We start from the raw sequence: 12,739 nt of genomic DNA, 5'->3' as shown, positions 1-12,739 counted from the left end.
TCCTCCCCGGTTGGCCGTCACTGACCGGTTATTGACTACGGAGGCCAGAGTGCCGCTACGACCAGAGCACGGCGTCACCTCGCGCGTCACCGAGGACGGGTACCTCGAATTCCTCACCGCGGCGGACGGCGCCATCTACCGGTGCAGCCCCGTCGCCGCGGCCATGTGGATCGCGCTGCGCCAGCACAACGGCGAACTCGGCCCGGCCGCCGAGATGCTGGCCGAGCTGTGGTGCACGGACCCGGAGAACACCCGTACCGACATGGACATCTGGGTCAGCGAGTTGCGGGACGCCGGCCTGGTCCGCGACGAGCCCTGAGCTTCGGGGCTCCGTTCGAACGCGCGCGGTACGGAGAATCGGCGACACGCCCCGGCTGAGCGGTTTCGGTCGGCCGAGAGCTCAACCGCACCTGCCGGTCCGTGTTGTCGGCACAGTGAACTCCGGTGCACCCGCCTGGTCGTGGGCCGCGCGCCGATGGCACCATCTGTGGATGCCCCCTTCCCTCCAGGTCGGCCCGTACACCGTCACCGCGCTCGACGACGGCGCGGGCCCGTTCTTCTCCCCCAGGTCGGAGGCGTTCCCCGACGCCACCACCGAGCAGTGGGCGGCGGCCGACCGACTCGATCCTGGCGCACTCGATGCCGAAGGGCGCTGGCAGCTCCGGTTCCGCGCGTTCGCGATCCGCAGTGACCGGGGCGTGACGCTGGTCGACGCGGGGATCGGCCCGGCCGACAGCCCGGCGGCCTCGTGGGCGCCCGTGCCCGGGGTGCTTCCGGCTTCGCTCGCCGCCGCGGGTATCGAACCGTCCGAAGTGGACACCGTGGTGCTCACGCACCTGCACACCGACCACATCGGCTGGGCCGTCGTCGGCGGCGAGGAGATGCGGCCGTTCTTCCCGAACGCCGCATATCTGTTGCAGCAGGCCGAGGTCGACGCGATCGAGGACATCAACCCGCACCTGCTGTCCGCTGTGATCGAACCGCTCCGGAAGACTGATCAGCTACGGCTCCTCGACGGTGACACGTCGTTGCGTGGCGGCGAGAGCGTGTGCGCCACTCCGGGGCACACGCCCGGACACCAGAGCGTGCTCGTCGCGTCCGGGCGCGAACTGGTCGCTGTCACGGGTGATGTGCTCGTGCACGCCATCCAGCTGCTCCACCCCGAACTCGCCTACGCACATGAAATGGACCCTGCCCGGGCGAGGGCCTCAAGGGCAGAGCTGCTCCGCAACCGGGCCGCCGACACGCTCCACCTCGCGACCCCGCATCTGACCGAGCCGTTCGTCACCCGCTGACCCACCCGGCGGGGCCGGTCAACCTCACTTGTCAGAGGTGTTCCCGCCGCGCGTCCGGCCAGATGCTGGTCCCATCACCTACGAGGGGGACGCCCGGTGATGCCGGAGCCGGAATCGGTTCGGCGGCCAGGGCATTCGAGGGCTGTCAGAGGCACGCCGTCAGGTCCCCTTCGGACAGAAGAGGATGAGGGGATCACCATGAGGAACCTGAAGATCATGCTCGGAGCATCGGTGGCCACGGCCGGCGCCGTCGCCACCCTGATGACGGGAGCCGGCACCGTCAACGCCGCGGCCGCCGCCAGCCTCTACGGCTGCCCGTCCGGCGCCGTCTGCATCTACGCCGAAGGCAAGCCCGCCAGCAGCGCCACCCTGACCCATACGTTCTGGTCGTACGGTGCCCACAACCTGTCCAATCAGAAGAACTACCACTGGGTGATCAACAACCAGACCGGCGGCGCCTCAGCGGACCTCTGCCTCAAGTACGACGGCGGCAGCTGCACCGCCGGCCGGATCCCCGCCGGCGGCTGGGACGACCCGAACCTCACCCCGATCAACTCCGTCCGCCTCAACCGCCCGTAGTACGCGGCCGGGGCAGGGCAGCGGATGCGGGGGGCGTTGCCACACCTGGCCGGTTGATCAGGCTGCGAACAGGTCGGACAGGCGCTCGGCCGGGGTTTCCCGGCCGAGCGCCGCCGGCCGTCGTGCCAGGATGTGCGGCATGTCCGGTCGCGCGCTGAGTTTCGGAGACATCGCGGAAGCGTACGAACGCTTCCGGCCCGGGTATTCCATGGAGCTCTTCGACAGGGTGATGGGGTATGCGGGACAGCCGGTCACCACCGCCCTGGAGATCGGTGCCGGGACGGGCAAGGCGACGCGCCTGTTCGCCCGGCAAGGGGTCGGGGTCACCGCCACGGAGCCGGACGGGGCCATGCTCGCCGAGTTGCGGAAGCACGTGCCGGCCGGTGTCAGGACGGTGCAGGCCGCGTTCGAGGACCTGCGACCCGGTGTGAGGTACGGGCTCGTGTACGCGGCTGCCGCGCTGCATTGGACGAGTCCGGAGGGCAGGTGGTCGCGGATGGCCGCGCTGTTGGAGCCCGGCGGCGTGTTCGCGTCCTTCGGCGGGTCCATCCGACTGGCCGATCCCGGGGTGGCGGCGGCCGTTCAGGCCGCACGGGAGCCGTTCCTGGAGAGCGACGAGATCCCGTCCCCGGACGGGACACCGCCCGAGCACGACATGCAGTGGCCGGGTACGGAACTCCAACGGTCCAAGCGGTTCACCGACGTGCGGCAGTCGGTGATCGAGCGTCGGGTGACGATGAGCGCGCCCGACTACATCGGTCATCTCTCGACCGTCTCGGCCTACCTCATCCTCCCGGCCGCGGAACGGGAGCAGGCGTTCGACCAGATCATGCGGGTCCTGCCCGGAACGGTGGGACTCGTCGCCGACGTCACCCTCCATCTCGCACGTCGGTGCCGGGACGCCTCTCCGTGAGCCGATCCGCCGCCGGCTCCGAAGACCGCAACCCACCATGAGGCAGGGGATGGTGATGCCGCTCCACCATCCCCTGCCGCGATGGTGTCAGGAGGCGCCGTACACCGGCTGCGGTGGCTCGGCCGCGGCCAGCAGACCGGTCACCGCGTCCCCGGCCTCGGCCGGGGTCCAGCGCGCCCCCTTGTCGGCGGTGGGGCCGGGCCGCCAGCCCTCCATGACGGTGATCCGTCCGGCCTCGGTCTCGAAGACGCGGCCGCTCACCCCGGTGGAGGCGGCCGAGCCCAGCCAGACGACGAGCGGTGAGACGTTCTCCGGGGCCATCGCGTCGAAGGCTCCCTCGCCGGGAGCCGCCATCGTCCCGGCGAACGCCGACTCGGTCATCCGGGTCCGGGCGGCCGGGGCGATGGCGTTGACCTGGATCCCGTAGCGGCCCATCTCGGCGGCGGACACCAGTGTCAGAGCGATGATGCCCGCCTTCGCGGCGGCGTAGTTGCCCTGGCCGACGCTGCCCAGCAGCCCGGCGCCCGAACTGGTGTTGACGACCCGGGCCACGGGCGTCCGGCCGGCCTTCGCCTCGCCGCGCCAGTGCGCCGCCGCGTGCCTGAGCGGCAGGAAGTGGCCCTTGAGGTGGACGCGCATCACGGCGTCCCAGTCGTCCTCTTCGAGGTTGACCAGCATCCGGTCCCGGAGGAACCCGGCGTTGTTGACGAGGGTGTCGAGCCGGCCGAAGGTGTCGAGCGCGGCGGCGACGAGGGATGCCGCGCCCTCGGACGTGGCGATGTCCCCGTTGTGGGCGACCGCCTCGCCCCCGGCCGCGCGGATCTCCTCCACCACCTGCTGGGCGGGGCCCGTACCCGATCCGGAGCCGTCGAGTCCCACACCGAGGTCGTTGACGACGACCTTCGCCCCCTCGGCGGCGAAGGCCAGGGCATGGGCGCGGCCGAGGCCGCGGCCCGCACCGGTGACGACGGCGACACGTCCGGCGCACAGAGCGGTCGTTGAGGTCATGACGAGTGTCCTTTCCCATCCATGAGCGAGGAGCGGGGTGCCGCACCACCGAGTGGCACGACGCTCTCCCGCGGCGTCCGCATCGCTGCTACGTTGAACCAAACAAACGTTAGGTGGAAAGGTAGCTGATCTGCTCATGGGTGTCTCCACCTCCGTCCCGGAAGAGGGCATCGCCGTCGTCACCGTGGACTTCCCCCCGGTCAACGCGCTGCCCGTACAGGGCTGGTACGACCTCGCAGCCGCCCTCCGCGCCGCCGGGGCCGATCCGGCCGTCCGCTGCGTGGTCCTCACCGCCGAGGGCCGCGGCTTCAACGCGGGCGTGGACATCAAGGAGATGCAGCGCACGGAAGGGCCCGAGGCGCTGATCGGCGCCAACCGGGGCTGCTACGAGGCGTTCGCCGCGGTCTACGAGTGCGAGGTCCCGGTGGTCGCCGCCGTACAGGGCTTCTGTCTGGGCGGAGGCATCGGCCTGGTGGGCAACGCGGACGCGATCGTGGCCGGCGACGACGCGACGTTCGGGCTGCCGGAGCTGGACCGGGGCGCGCTCGGCGCGGCCACGCATCTGGCGCGGCTGGTTCCGCAGCATCTGATGCGGACCCTGTACTACACCTCGCGCACCGTGACGGCCGCGGAGCTGCACCGGCACGGCTCGGTGTGGAGCGTCGTCCCGCGCGACCGGCTGGCCGGCGCCGCCCTCGGGCTGGCCCGGGAGATCGCCGCCAAGGACGGCTATCTGATCAGGCTGGCCAAGGCGGCCATCAACGGCATCGACCCCGTCGACGTACGCCGCAGCTACCGCTTCGAGCAGGGCTTCACCTTCGAGGCCAACCTCAGTGGCGTCGCCGACCGCGTGCGCGACACCTTCGGCACGGACAAGGAGCAGCAGACGTGACACAGGACAAGACGATGACGGCCGAGGACGTCGTCGGCCGGCTGGAGAGCGGCATGACGGTGGGCATCGGCGGCTGGGGTTCGCGCCGCAAGCCGATGGCCCTGGTCCGGGCGCTGCTGCGCTCGGACGTCACCGATCTGACCGTGGTGTCGTACGGCGGCCCGGACGTCGGCCTGCTCGCGGCCGCGGGGAGGATCCGCAGGCTGGTCGCGGCGTTCGGGACACTCGACTCGATACCGCTGGAGCCGCACTTCACCGCCGCCCGGCAGCGCGGCGCGTTCGAGATGACCGAGCTCGACGAGGCGATGCTGATGTGGGGCCTGACGGCCGGTGCGCAGCGGCTGCCGTTCATGCCGGTGCGGGCCGGTCTCGGCTCGGACCTGATGGAGGTCAACCCGGCGCTGCGCACGGTCACTTCGCCGTACGAGGACGGGGAGAAGCTGGTCGCGGCACCGGCCCTGCGCCTGGACGCGGCGCTGGTCCACCTCAACCGCGCGGACCGTCAGGGCAACGGCCAGTACCTGGGCCCCGATCCGTACTTCGACGACCTGTTCTGCGAGGCCGCCGACCACGCCTACGTCTCCTGCGAGCGGATCGTGGAGACGGCCGATCTGCTCAAGGAGCACGGTCCGCAGACGCTGCTGGTGAAGCGGCTGTTCGTGGACGGGGTCGTCGAGACGCCGAACGGCGCGCACTTCACGTCCTGTGTGCCCGACCACGACCGGGACGAGTCCTTCCAGCGCGCCTACGTACGGGCCGCCCGTGACCCAGAGGCATGGCCCGCCTTCGCCGAACGGTTCCTGTCCGGCGACGAGGCCGCCTACCAGGCCGCCGTCACCGCGTTCCACCAGGAGGAAGCATGAGCGCCACCGAGACCACCGGCCCCGCCACGGCGAGCCGCGCCGAGTACTGCGTGGTGGCCTGCGCCGAGGCCTGGCGGGACGCGGGCGAGATCCTCGCCAGCCCGATGGGCACCGTCCCGGCGATCGGGGCGCGTCTGGCGCGGCTCACCTTCTCCCCCGGTCTGCTGCTCACCGACGGGGAGGCGCTGCTGATGGGTGACACGCCCGCCCTGGGGACGGAGCCGGGGAGCGTCGAGGGCTGGCTGCCGTTCCGCCAGCACCTGACCCTGACCGCGACGGGCCGGCGGCACGTGATGATGGGCGCCAGCCAGATCGACCGGCACGGCAACCAGAACATCTCCTGCATCGGCCCCTGGGCCAAGCCCGTGCGGCAGCTGCTCGGGGTTCGGGGCGCTCCGGTCAACACCCTCAACAACCCGACGAGTTACTGGGTTCCCAAACACTCGTCCCGGGTGTTCGTGGAGCACGTCGACATGGTGAGCGGGGTCGGGTACGCCCGGGCGGCGGCGGCCGGGCCGTCCGCGACCCGCTACCACCGCATCCCCGAAGTCGTCAGCAATCTGGGCGTCTTCGACTTCGAGACCCCGGACCGCACGATGCGGCTGCGCTCGCTGCACCCCGGGGTGAGTGTCGAACAGGCCGCCGGGGCAACCGGGTTCGCGCTCACGATCCCCGACGAGGTGCCGTTCACCCGGGACCCCACGGCGGCGGAGCTACGGCTGATCCGCGAGGTCATCGATCCGAAGGGGCTGCGCGAGCGCGAGGTCCCGGCATGACCGGCGCGGCCGGGTCCGTGCCGGTACCGACCGCGCTCACCGAACTGACCGGGGTGCGGTATCCGATCGTGCAGACCGGGATGGGGTGGGTGGCCGGGCCCCGGCTGGTGTCGGCCTCCGCGCGGGCGGGGGCGCTCGGCATCCTGGCCTCCGCGACGATGACCGTAGAGCAGCTGCGTGCGGCGGTCCGTGAGGTCAAGTCACGTACGGACGCGCCGTTCGGGGTCAATCTGCGGGCGGACGCGGGAGACGCGGGCGAGCGGGTGCGGATCATCATCGACGAGGGGGTGCGGGTGGCGTCGTTCGCGCTGGCCCCCTCCAAGGACCTGATCGCCCGGCTCAAGGACGCCGGCGTCGTCGTCATCCCCTCCATCGGCGCCCGCCGTCATGCGGAGAAGGTGGCCGCGTGGGGCGCGGACGCGGTGATGGTGCAGGGCGGTGAGGGGGGCGGCCACACCGGGGACGTGGCCACCACGGTGCTGCTCCCCCAGGTCGTGGACGCCGTGGACATCCCGGTGATCGCGGCGGGCGGCTTCCACGACGGCCGGGGCCTGGTCGCCGCGCTGGCCTTCGGAGCGGCCGGCATCGGCATGGGCACGCGCTTCCTGCTCACCTCCGACAGCACCGTCCCCGACGCGGTGAAGGCGAAGTACCTGGCGGCCGGCGTCAAGGACGTCATCGTGACCACGCAGGTGGACGGTCTCCCGCACCGGATGCTGCGGACCGCGATGGTCGACTCGCTGGAGCGCTCCGGCCGGGCGGCATCCCTGCTGCGGGCGGTGCGGCACGCCTCCGCGTTCCGGAAGGAGTCCGGCGCGAGCTGGCCCCGGCTGGTCCGTGACGGGCTGGCGATGAAACACGGCAGGGAACTGACCTGGAGCCAGGTGCTGCTGGCCGCCAACACCCCGATGCTGCTGAAGGCCTCCATGGTCGAGGGCAGACCCGACATCGGGGTGATGGCCTCGGGTCAGGTGGCCGGGCTGATCGACGATCTCCCGTCCTGCGCGGAGCTGGTCGAGCGGATCATGGACGAGGCCCGGACGGCCCTGAAGGCGCTGCCGGGGGCGGACTGACGCAAGAGGCTCAGGTCCAGGGGGCGAACGGCGGACGGGCGGGGGCGGGTCCGAGCGTGGTGGTGCCCGGTTCGGCACGGTGACCGAGGCCGGTCCGGTACGCGTTCAGTGCCGCTTCCGTCCGGCCCTCGCCGCGCAGCAGGTCCCCGAGCAGCCGGCAGATGTCGGCGAGGTCCCCGGCGGCTCCCGTCTGTTCGAGCAGGGAGAGCGCGGTGGCGTAGTGCGCCTCGGCCGCGCCGGCGTCTCCGGCCTCCTCGGCGATCAGCCCGAGGAGCCGGTGGGCGCCGCCGGCGTGCACCGCGCCACGGCCGGGCTGGAGTCCGGCCAGCAGGTTGCCGAGCAGTTCCGCCGCCTCCGCCGACTTCCCCCTCCTGCGCAGGACGTCGGCGAGTTCGACCTCCACCTGCGAGACGTACAGGGCGGCCCGTCTGGACACCAGCATCGAGTGCGCGGTGCGCAGCGCCTCCTCCGCCTGTACGAGGTCGTCGTGCTGGGCGCAGACGTAGCCCCGCATCCAGTGGCAGTGGGCGAGTTCGGTACGGATCTGGAGCTGCTCGTAGAGCTCGGTGGCCCGCGCCAGCGAGGCCTGGGCGGCGTCGACCCGGCCTTCGGCGAGGAGCGTGCGGGCCACGGTCCGGTGCATGGCGGCGACCAGGGCGGGGTCGGCGACCTGCGGGACCAGGGCGAGCGCCAGTTCGGCGGCCTGCGCGGCCCTGGCGTGAGCGCCCATGTCCATGTAGGGGGCGATCGAGGCGGTGTAGAGCTGGAGCAACGCGCCCGGGTCGTGCAGCCCGGAGGTGTTCAGCTCGTCGATCGCGCTCTCCAGGAGGTAGCAGGCGTAGCGCAGTTCACCGGCCAGGAAGTGGGCGACCGACCTGCCCCGGACCGCCCGGGCCCGGGCCGGGAGCGGCTCGTCGGCCAGGGCCCGCTCGGCCGCCGCGAACCGGGAGAGAGCATCGGCCAGTTCGCCCGTCTCCAGCGCACATTCCCCGAGGCCCACGAGCGCCGCCGCCCGTTCCTGTGCGAGCCCGTACTCCTGCGCCCTGCCGAGAACCCGCTCGTAGGCGGCCCGCGCGTCGGCGGCGTCCTCGACGGCGAGTATCCGCTGGGCGTCGGCCAGCTCCATCCGCAGGGAGGTGGCGATGTGGGTGGGCCGGCCCGTGGACAGCTCCTCGTGGGCGACTCCGAGGCGTTCGGCGAAATGCCGGAGGGCGGCTTCGGATGGCCGCGCCTTGCCGGCCTCCAGGGTGGAGACGTAGGCGGCGGTGTACGCGGGCTCGGCGAGCTGTCGCTGCGTCAGTTCGCGTTCCTTGCGCAGCCGTTTCACCCGGAGGCCGATCGCCGCCGGGGCGTCCTGCCCCCCGGCCGGCTCCTTACCGGCCCGGCCCGGAGCCGTGCCGCCGGCCGTCTTCGCTCTGCCCGAACCCGCCATGGCGGCCCCCTCGTCCTGCGCCTGTCGCCCCGATGTCGGCATTCGTCCGGTTACGAGTATCCCGGTCACCCGAGAACAACAACGCGCCCTCATCAGAACCGTTGTGCGGCCCCCTGACGAAGCCTAGGTTAAACGGCAATTCAAGCGTAGTGAACAGGAGAGTTACATGGGGCAGCTGCTGAGGACCGGCATGCGCACGCGGAGAACCGCCGCGATATCCGTGGGCGTCGCGCTCGCGGCCGTCATGGGTGCGGCTCTCGCCGCGCCGGCGGCGGCCGTGGACCCGGAGCCCGTCCAGGAACAGCGCCTCGGCGTCGAGTACTTCCCCGAACCCGGCGGCGAGGGCCGGCGGACCGAGGTCCCGGTCAACACGGATCACGCGACCGGCCGTTCGGCCGCCCGCAGCGCCGCACCCACCGCGGGGACGACGGACGGGGAGGTCGGGGAGCTGTCCGTGACCGGCCCCTCGGCCGACCGGCTCGACGTGGTGATCGTCGGCGACGGCTACACCGCCGGCGAGCAGGACGCCTTCCACACCGCGGCGGCCGCGAAGTGGGCCGACATCACCGGCATTGAGCCCTACGCGAGCTATCAGGGCCTGATGAACGTGTGGACCGTCGACGCGGTGTCCGCCGAATCCGGCATCACCGGTGACCCGACCGCCGACGTCACCAGGAACACCGCGCTCGGCAGCTACTTCTGGTGCTCCGAAACCGAGCGGCTGATCTGCGCGGACATCGACAAGGTCGCCTCCTACGCCGCGAAGGCCCCCGAGGCCGACCTGGTCATCGTCATCTCCCACTCCACCAAGTACGGCGGCGCCGGCTACTCCGGCCTGGAGGCGGAGGGTTACCCGTTCGACGGCGTCTCCACCCTCTCCTCGGACAACGCGCAGTCGAGCATGATCGCCGCCCACGAGATCGCCCACTCGGTGGGCCTCCTCGCGGACGAGTACACGTACGACAGCTACGGCACCTGGTCGGGCGGCGAGGTGCCCGACATCAACTCCAGTGTCTTCACGGCGGAGCAGATGGCCGCCAACCGGAGCAAGTGGTACCGCTGGCTCGGCGAGACCGACCCCACGGGCGGCACCGTGGGCACGTACGAGGGCAGCAGCTACTACCCCTTCGGGATCTACCGCCCGACCGCCAACTCCCTCATGCGGGCCCTGGACGTCAGGGACTTCAACCTCCCCGGGCGCGAGGCCATGATCGCCGGCTTCTACCGCGAGGCCAACGCGCTGAGCAGCGGGACCGCCACGGGCAGCGCCATCCTCAGGACCACGCGCCTCAAGGTCTCCCGGGCCGCGCTCACCGGCCTCGCCGCGCCGGAGCTGCGCTGGTACGTCGACGGTGCACGGGTGAAGCGGGCGCAGGGTCTCACCGCCGCCGTCCCCGCCGCACTGGGCGTTCCCGCGGACGGCAGGACGCACACCGTCACGGTCGAGTCCGCGGACAGGTCCGCGTCGATCCGCGATCCCCAGGTGCGCGCCGAGGCCACCGAGCGCCTGACCTGGACCGTGAAGGCGTCCGGGCACAAGGGCCACCCGCACCGCTGACGGACGCGCGGCGGGCGGAGCCGCCGGCGGACTCCCGGTGCGGTGCGCCCGGAGTCCGTCAGCGGCGCGCGTCGACGCCGGACCCGGTCACGAGCCGCATGACGCGGCCCACCATCGCGAGCCGCTCGTCGACGCCGGCATCACCGGGGACCTGGATCTTCGCCCCCGCGTAGGACAACGCGCCCCCGGCCGCGCGGAGGCAACGGCGCACCTCGTCGGCGTCCATGAGGGAGGCGGGCTCGTCCTCGGTGAGGGGCAGGTGCGCGTCCGCCCACGGCCCCCCGTACCGGTTGGCGGTGGGACCGGCGCCGGAGAACATGACGCCCTCCAGCAGGCCGTCGGAGGCGAGCCGGCCGATCTGGGCGAGCGGCCGGGCCGGGTCCTGCGCCTCGATCGCCGACCGGCCCCAGTTGACGGCGATACCGATGCCGCTTTCGCGGGCGAGGACGATCTCGTCCTCCAGCGGCAGGAAGCGCTTCTCCCCGGGGACGTTCGGCGCGTACGCGTCGCAGTGCTCCAGGACGAGCCGGGTGGACCAGCCGCCGGTGGCGGACGCGCTCGCCGCGATCTCGTCGAGGGACCGGGCGAACATCTCGGCCACGGCGGTCGTCGAGGGCGCGGTGTGGATGTGCAGGGCGGAGACCGACTGCTCGCCGGTGAGCTGGTTGACCTGTTCGGCGGCGACGCGGGCCTCGCGGAGGAAGGCGAGCGCAGCCTGCCGGCCGTCATGGTCCGCGGAGGCCAGACCGAACCCGGCAGTGGCTCCCACGCGCATCATCGTGCCGGGAATCAGCGTGATCACCGAACGGGTGAAACGGCCGCGCAGCTGTGCGGCCAGCCACCGGACGTCCGCACCGAGGCCGTCCCGGAAGGGGATCTCCAGGCCGTCGGCGATCCGCCGGACCGCGAGCCCCTCGTAGAAGCGTTCCTGATCGGCGCGCAGGGCGGGCAGTGCCGCATACGCGCCCACCAGAGCGGCGGGCCGTGCTGTGTTCATGGTGTCGGGTCTCCCCTGCCGGTGACGGGTCCCGGGCGGTGGTGCGGAGCTGCCCGGCAAGAGGGACTCTATCGAACATCGGACGTCAGATGTCTGGAATAGGGCTCCTGTCGCCGGCCCGCGCTGCCCGCCGGGCCACCGGGAGTCGGGAGTCGGGTCTGCGAACCCGTCCCTCAGAGGCGCTCGATGATGGTCACATTGGCCTGGCCGCCGCCCTCGCACATGGTCTGCAGTCCGTAGCGGCCGCCGGTGCGCTCCAGTTCGTGCAGCAGGGTCGTCATCAGCTTGGCACCGGTGGCGCCGAGCGGGTGGCCCAGCGCGATGGCGCCGCCGTTGACGTTCACCTTGTCCGGGTCGGCGCCGGTCTCCTTCAGCCAGGCCAGGACGACCGGGGCGAAGGCCTCGTTGATCTCGACCAGATCGATGTCGTCGAGGGACATCCCGGACTTCTTCAGCGCGTACGCCGTCGCCGGAATGGGCGCGGACAGCATCCGGATCGGGTCCTCGCCGCGCACCGAGAGGTGGTGGATGCGGGCCCGCGGGGTCAGACCGTGCTCGGCGACGGCCCGCTCGGAGGCGATGAGCAGCGCGGAGGCGCCGTCGGAGACCTGCGAGGAGACCCCGGCGGTCAGCCGGCCGCCCTCGACCACCGGCTTGAGGCCGGCCATCTTCTCCAGCGAGGTGTCCCGGCGCGGCCCCTCGTCCACCGTCACCTCGCCGTACGCGACGGTCTCCCGGGCGAAGCGGCCCTCGTCGATGGCGTGCAGGGCCCGGCGGTGGGAGCGGAGCGCGAAGTGCTCCATGTCCTCACGGGAGATGCCCCACTTCTCCGCGATGAGTTCGGCGCCGTGGAACTGGTTGACGGGTGCGTCGCCGTAGCGGGCGCGCCAGCCCGCGGAGCCCGCGTAGGGGCCTTCGGTCAGCCCGAGGGGTTCGGCCGCCTGGCGGCTGGCGAAGGCGATCGGGATCATCGACATGTTCTGGGTGCCGCCCGCGACGACCAGGTCCTGGGTGCCGGACAGCACGCCCTGGGCGGCGAAGTGGACGGCCTGCTGGGAGGAGCCGCACTGCCGGTCGACGGTGGTGCCGGGCACCTCCTCGGGAAGGCCGGCGGCGAGCCAGGCGGTGCGGGCGATGTCGCCGGCCTGCGGGCCGACGGTGTCGAGGCAGCCGAAGACGACGTCCTCCACGGCGGCCGGGTCGACCCCGGTGCGCTCGACGAGCGCCTTGATGACATGGGCCCCGAGGTCGGCGGGATGGACGGCGGACAGCCCGCCCTTGCGCCGGCCGACCGGAGTGCGGACCGCTTCGACGATGTAGGCCTCGGCCATGACTTCTCCTTGGTAAGGGGCT

At 72.1% G+C, this 12,739-nt stretch carries 13 protein-coding genes; 9 read left to right on the top strand and 4 right to left on the bottom strand.

Annotated elements, in window-relative coordinates:
* Positions 1 to 49: 49 nt before the first annotated feature.
* The 4 genes from OG521_33690 (at position 50) to OG521_33675 (ending at position 2,787) form a co-directional block, all read left to right on the top strand.
* Positions 50 to 319, top strand: a complete 270-nt coding sequence (locus tag OG521_33690; GenBank protein WUW25446.1) for a PqqD family peptide modification chaperone — start codon at positions 50 to 52, stop codon at positions 317 to 319.
* A 172-nt stretch (positions 320 to 491) separates the two neighbouring features.
* Positions 492 to 1,295 carry an MBL fold metallo-hydrolase gene (locus OG521_33685; protein ID WUW25445.1) on the top strand — a complete coding sequence of 268 codons (804 nt, stop codon included), beginning with the start codon at positions 492 to 494 and terminating at the stop codon, positions 1,293 to 1,295.
* Positions 1,296 to 1,493: 198 nt separating this feature from the next.
* Complete coding sequence (locus tag OG521_33680; protein ID WUW25444.1) at positions 1,494 to 1,874, top strand: hypothetical protein; 381 nt, start codon at positions 1,494 to 1,496, stop codon at positions 1,872 to 1,874.
* A 208-nt stretch (positions 1,875 to 2,082) separates the two neighbouring features.
* A complete protein-coding gene (locus OG521_33675) occupies positions 2,083 to 2,787 on the top strand; it encodes a class I SAM-dependent methyltransferase (GenBank protein WUW25443.1) in 705 nt (234 codons plus the stop codon).
* Positions 2,788 to 2,874: 87 nt separating this feature from the next.
* Here OG521_33675 and OG521_33670 read toward each other — a convergent pair whose 3' ends face one another.
* Complete coding sequence (locus OG521_33670) at positions 2,875 to 3,795, bottom strand: SDR family oxidoreductase (GenBank protein ID WUW25442.1); 921 nt, start codon at positions 3,793 to 3,795, stop codon at positions 2,875 to 2,877.
* 136 nt (positions 3,796 to 3,931) lie between these two features.
* Here OG521_33670 and OG521_33665 point away from each other — a divergent pair, with 136 nt between their 5' ends.
* The 4 genes from OG521_33665 to OG521_33650 are packed head-to-tail and all read left to right on the top strand — an operon-like array spanning position 3,932 to position 7,399.
* Positions 3,932 to 4,687, top strand: a complete 756-nt coding sequence (locus OG521_33665) for an enoyl-CoA hydratase family protein (protein ID WUW25441.1) — start codon at positions 3,932 to 3,934, stop codon at positions 4,685 to 4,687.
* Positions 4,688 to 4,701: 14 nt separating this feature from the next.
* A complete protein-coding gene (locus tag OG521_33660) occupies positions 4,702 to 5,550 on the top strand; it encodes an acyl CoA--acetate/3-ketoacid CoA transferase subunit alpha (protein ID WUW26891.1) in 849 nt (282 codons plus the stop codon).
* Positions 5,547 to 6,326 (top strand): CoA-transferase, encoded by a 780-nt coding sequence (locus OG521_33655; protein ID WUW25440.1) that lies wholly within the window; start codon positions 5,547 to 5,549, stop codon positions 6,324 to 6,326. Before OG521_33660 ends, OG521_33655 begins: the two co-directional genes overlap by 4 nt.
* Positions 6,323 to 7,399 carry a nitronate monooxygenase gene (locus OG521_33650; GenBank protein ID WUW25439.1) on the top strand — a complete coding sequence of 359 codons (1,077 nt, stop codon included), beginning with the start codon at positions 6,323 to 6,325 and terminating at the stop codon, positions 7,397 to 7,399. The genes OG521_33655 and OG521_33650 overlap by 4 nt, the downstream gene beginning before the upstream one ends.
* Positions 7,400 to 7,409: 10 nt before the next feature.
* Here OG521_33650 and OG521_33645 read toward each other — a convergent pair whose 3' ends face one another.
* Complete coding sequence (locus OG521_33645; protein ID WUW25438.1) at positions 7,410 to 8,873, bottom strand: helix-turn-helix domain-containing protein; 1,464 nt, start codon at positions 8,871 to 8,873, stop codon at positions 7,410 to 7,412.
* Positions 8,874 to 9,021: 148 nt separating this feature from the next.
* On the opposite strand from OG521_33645, the gene OG521_33640 reads away from it, so the two are divergent.
* The gene (locus tag OG521_33640) at positions 9,022 to 10,389 is read left to right on the top strand and encodes a M64 family metallopeptidase (protein ID WUW25437.1); all 1,368 of its coding nucleotides are present in this window, start codon (positions 9,022 to 9,024) and stop codon (positions 10,387 to 10,389) included.
* Positions 10,390 to 10,447: 58 nt separating this feature from the next.
* Here OG521_33640 and OG521_33635 read toward each other — a convergent pair whose 3' ends face one another.
* Complete coding sequence (locus OG521_33635) at positions 10,448 to 11,386, bottom strand: DUF4862 family protein (protein ID WUW25436.1); 939 nt, start codon at positions 11,384 to 11,386, stop codon at positions 10,448 to 10,450.
* 173 nt (positions 11,387 to 11,559) lie between these two features.
* Positions 11,560 to 12,717: an acetyl-CoA C-acetyltransferase gene (locus tag OG521_33630; protein ID WUW25435.1), complete on the bottom strand. Its 1,158-nt coding sequence runs from the start codon at positions 12,715 to 12,717 to the stop codon at positions 11,560 to 11,562.
* Positions 12,718 to 12,739 lie beyond the last annotated feature (22 nt).

The sequence above is a fragment of the Streptomyces sp. NBC_01463 genome, from assembly GCA_036227345.1.
GTDB lineage: Bacteria > Actinomycetota > Actinomycetes > Streptomycetales > Streptomycetaceae > Streptomyces.
Note: the sequence above shows the minus strand (reverse complement) of the source record. Positions and strands in the feature narration are given on the sequence as shown.

Excerpts from the sequence above, each read along its gene's own strand:
- OG521_33685 (WUW25445.1), top strand. The coding sequence starts at position 492 with ATGCCCCCTTCCCTCCAGGTCGGCCCGTACACCGTCACCGCGCTCGAC.
- OG521_33680 (WUW25444.1), top strand. The coding sequence starts at position 1,494 with ATGAGGAACCTGAAGATCATGCTCGGAGCATCGGTGGCCACGGCCGGC.
- OG521_33675 (WUW25443.1), top strand. The coding sequence starts at position 2,083 with ATGGAGCTCTTCGACAGGGTGATGGGGTATGCGGGACAGCCGGTCACC.
- OG521_33670 (WUW25442.1), bottom strand. The coding sequence starts at position 3,795 with ATGACCTCAACGACCGCTCTGTGCGCCGGACGTGTCGCCGTCGTCACC.
- OG521_33665 (WUW25441.1), top strand. The coding sequence starts at position 3,932 with ATGGGTGTCTCCACCTCCGTCCCGGAAGAGGGCATCGCCGTCGTCACC.
- OG521_33660 (WUW26891.1), top strand. The coding sequence starts at position 4,702 with ATGACGGCCGAGGACGTCGTCGGCCGGCTGGAGAGCGGCATGACGGTG.
- OG521_33655 (WUW25440.1), top strand. The coding sequence starts at position 5,547 with ATGAGCGCCACCGAGACCACCGGCCCCGCCACGGCGAGCCGCGCCGAG.
- OG521_33650 (WUW25439.1), top strand. The coding sequence starts at position 6,323 with ATGACCGGCGCGGCCGGGTCCGTGCCGGTACCGACCGCGCTCACCGAA.
- OG521_33645 (WUW25438.1), bottom strand. The coding sequence starts at position 8,873 with ATGCCGACATCGGGGCGACAGGCGCAGGACGAGGGGGCCGCCATGGCG.
- OG521_33640 (WUW25437.1), top strand. The coding sequence starts at position 9,022 with ATGCGCACGCGGAGAACCGCCGCGATATCCGTGGGCGTCGCGCTCGCG.
- OG521_33635 (WUW25436.1), bottom strand. The coding sequence starts at position 11,386 with ATGAACACAGCACGGCCCGCCGCTCTGGTGGGCGCGTATGCGGCACTG.
- OG521_33630 (WUW25435.1), bottom strand. The coding sequence starts at position 12,717 with ATGGCCGAGGCCTACATCGTCGAAGCGGTCCGCACTCCGGTCGGCCGG.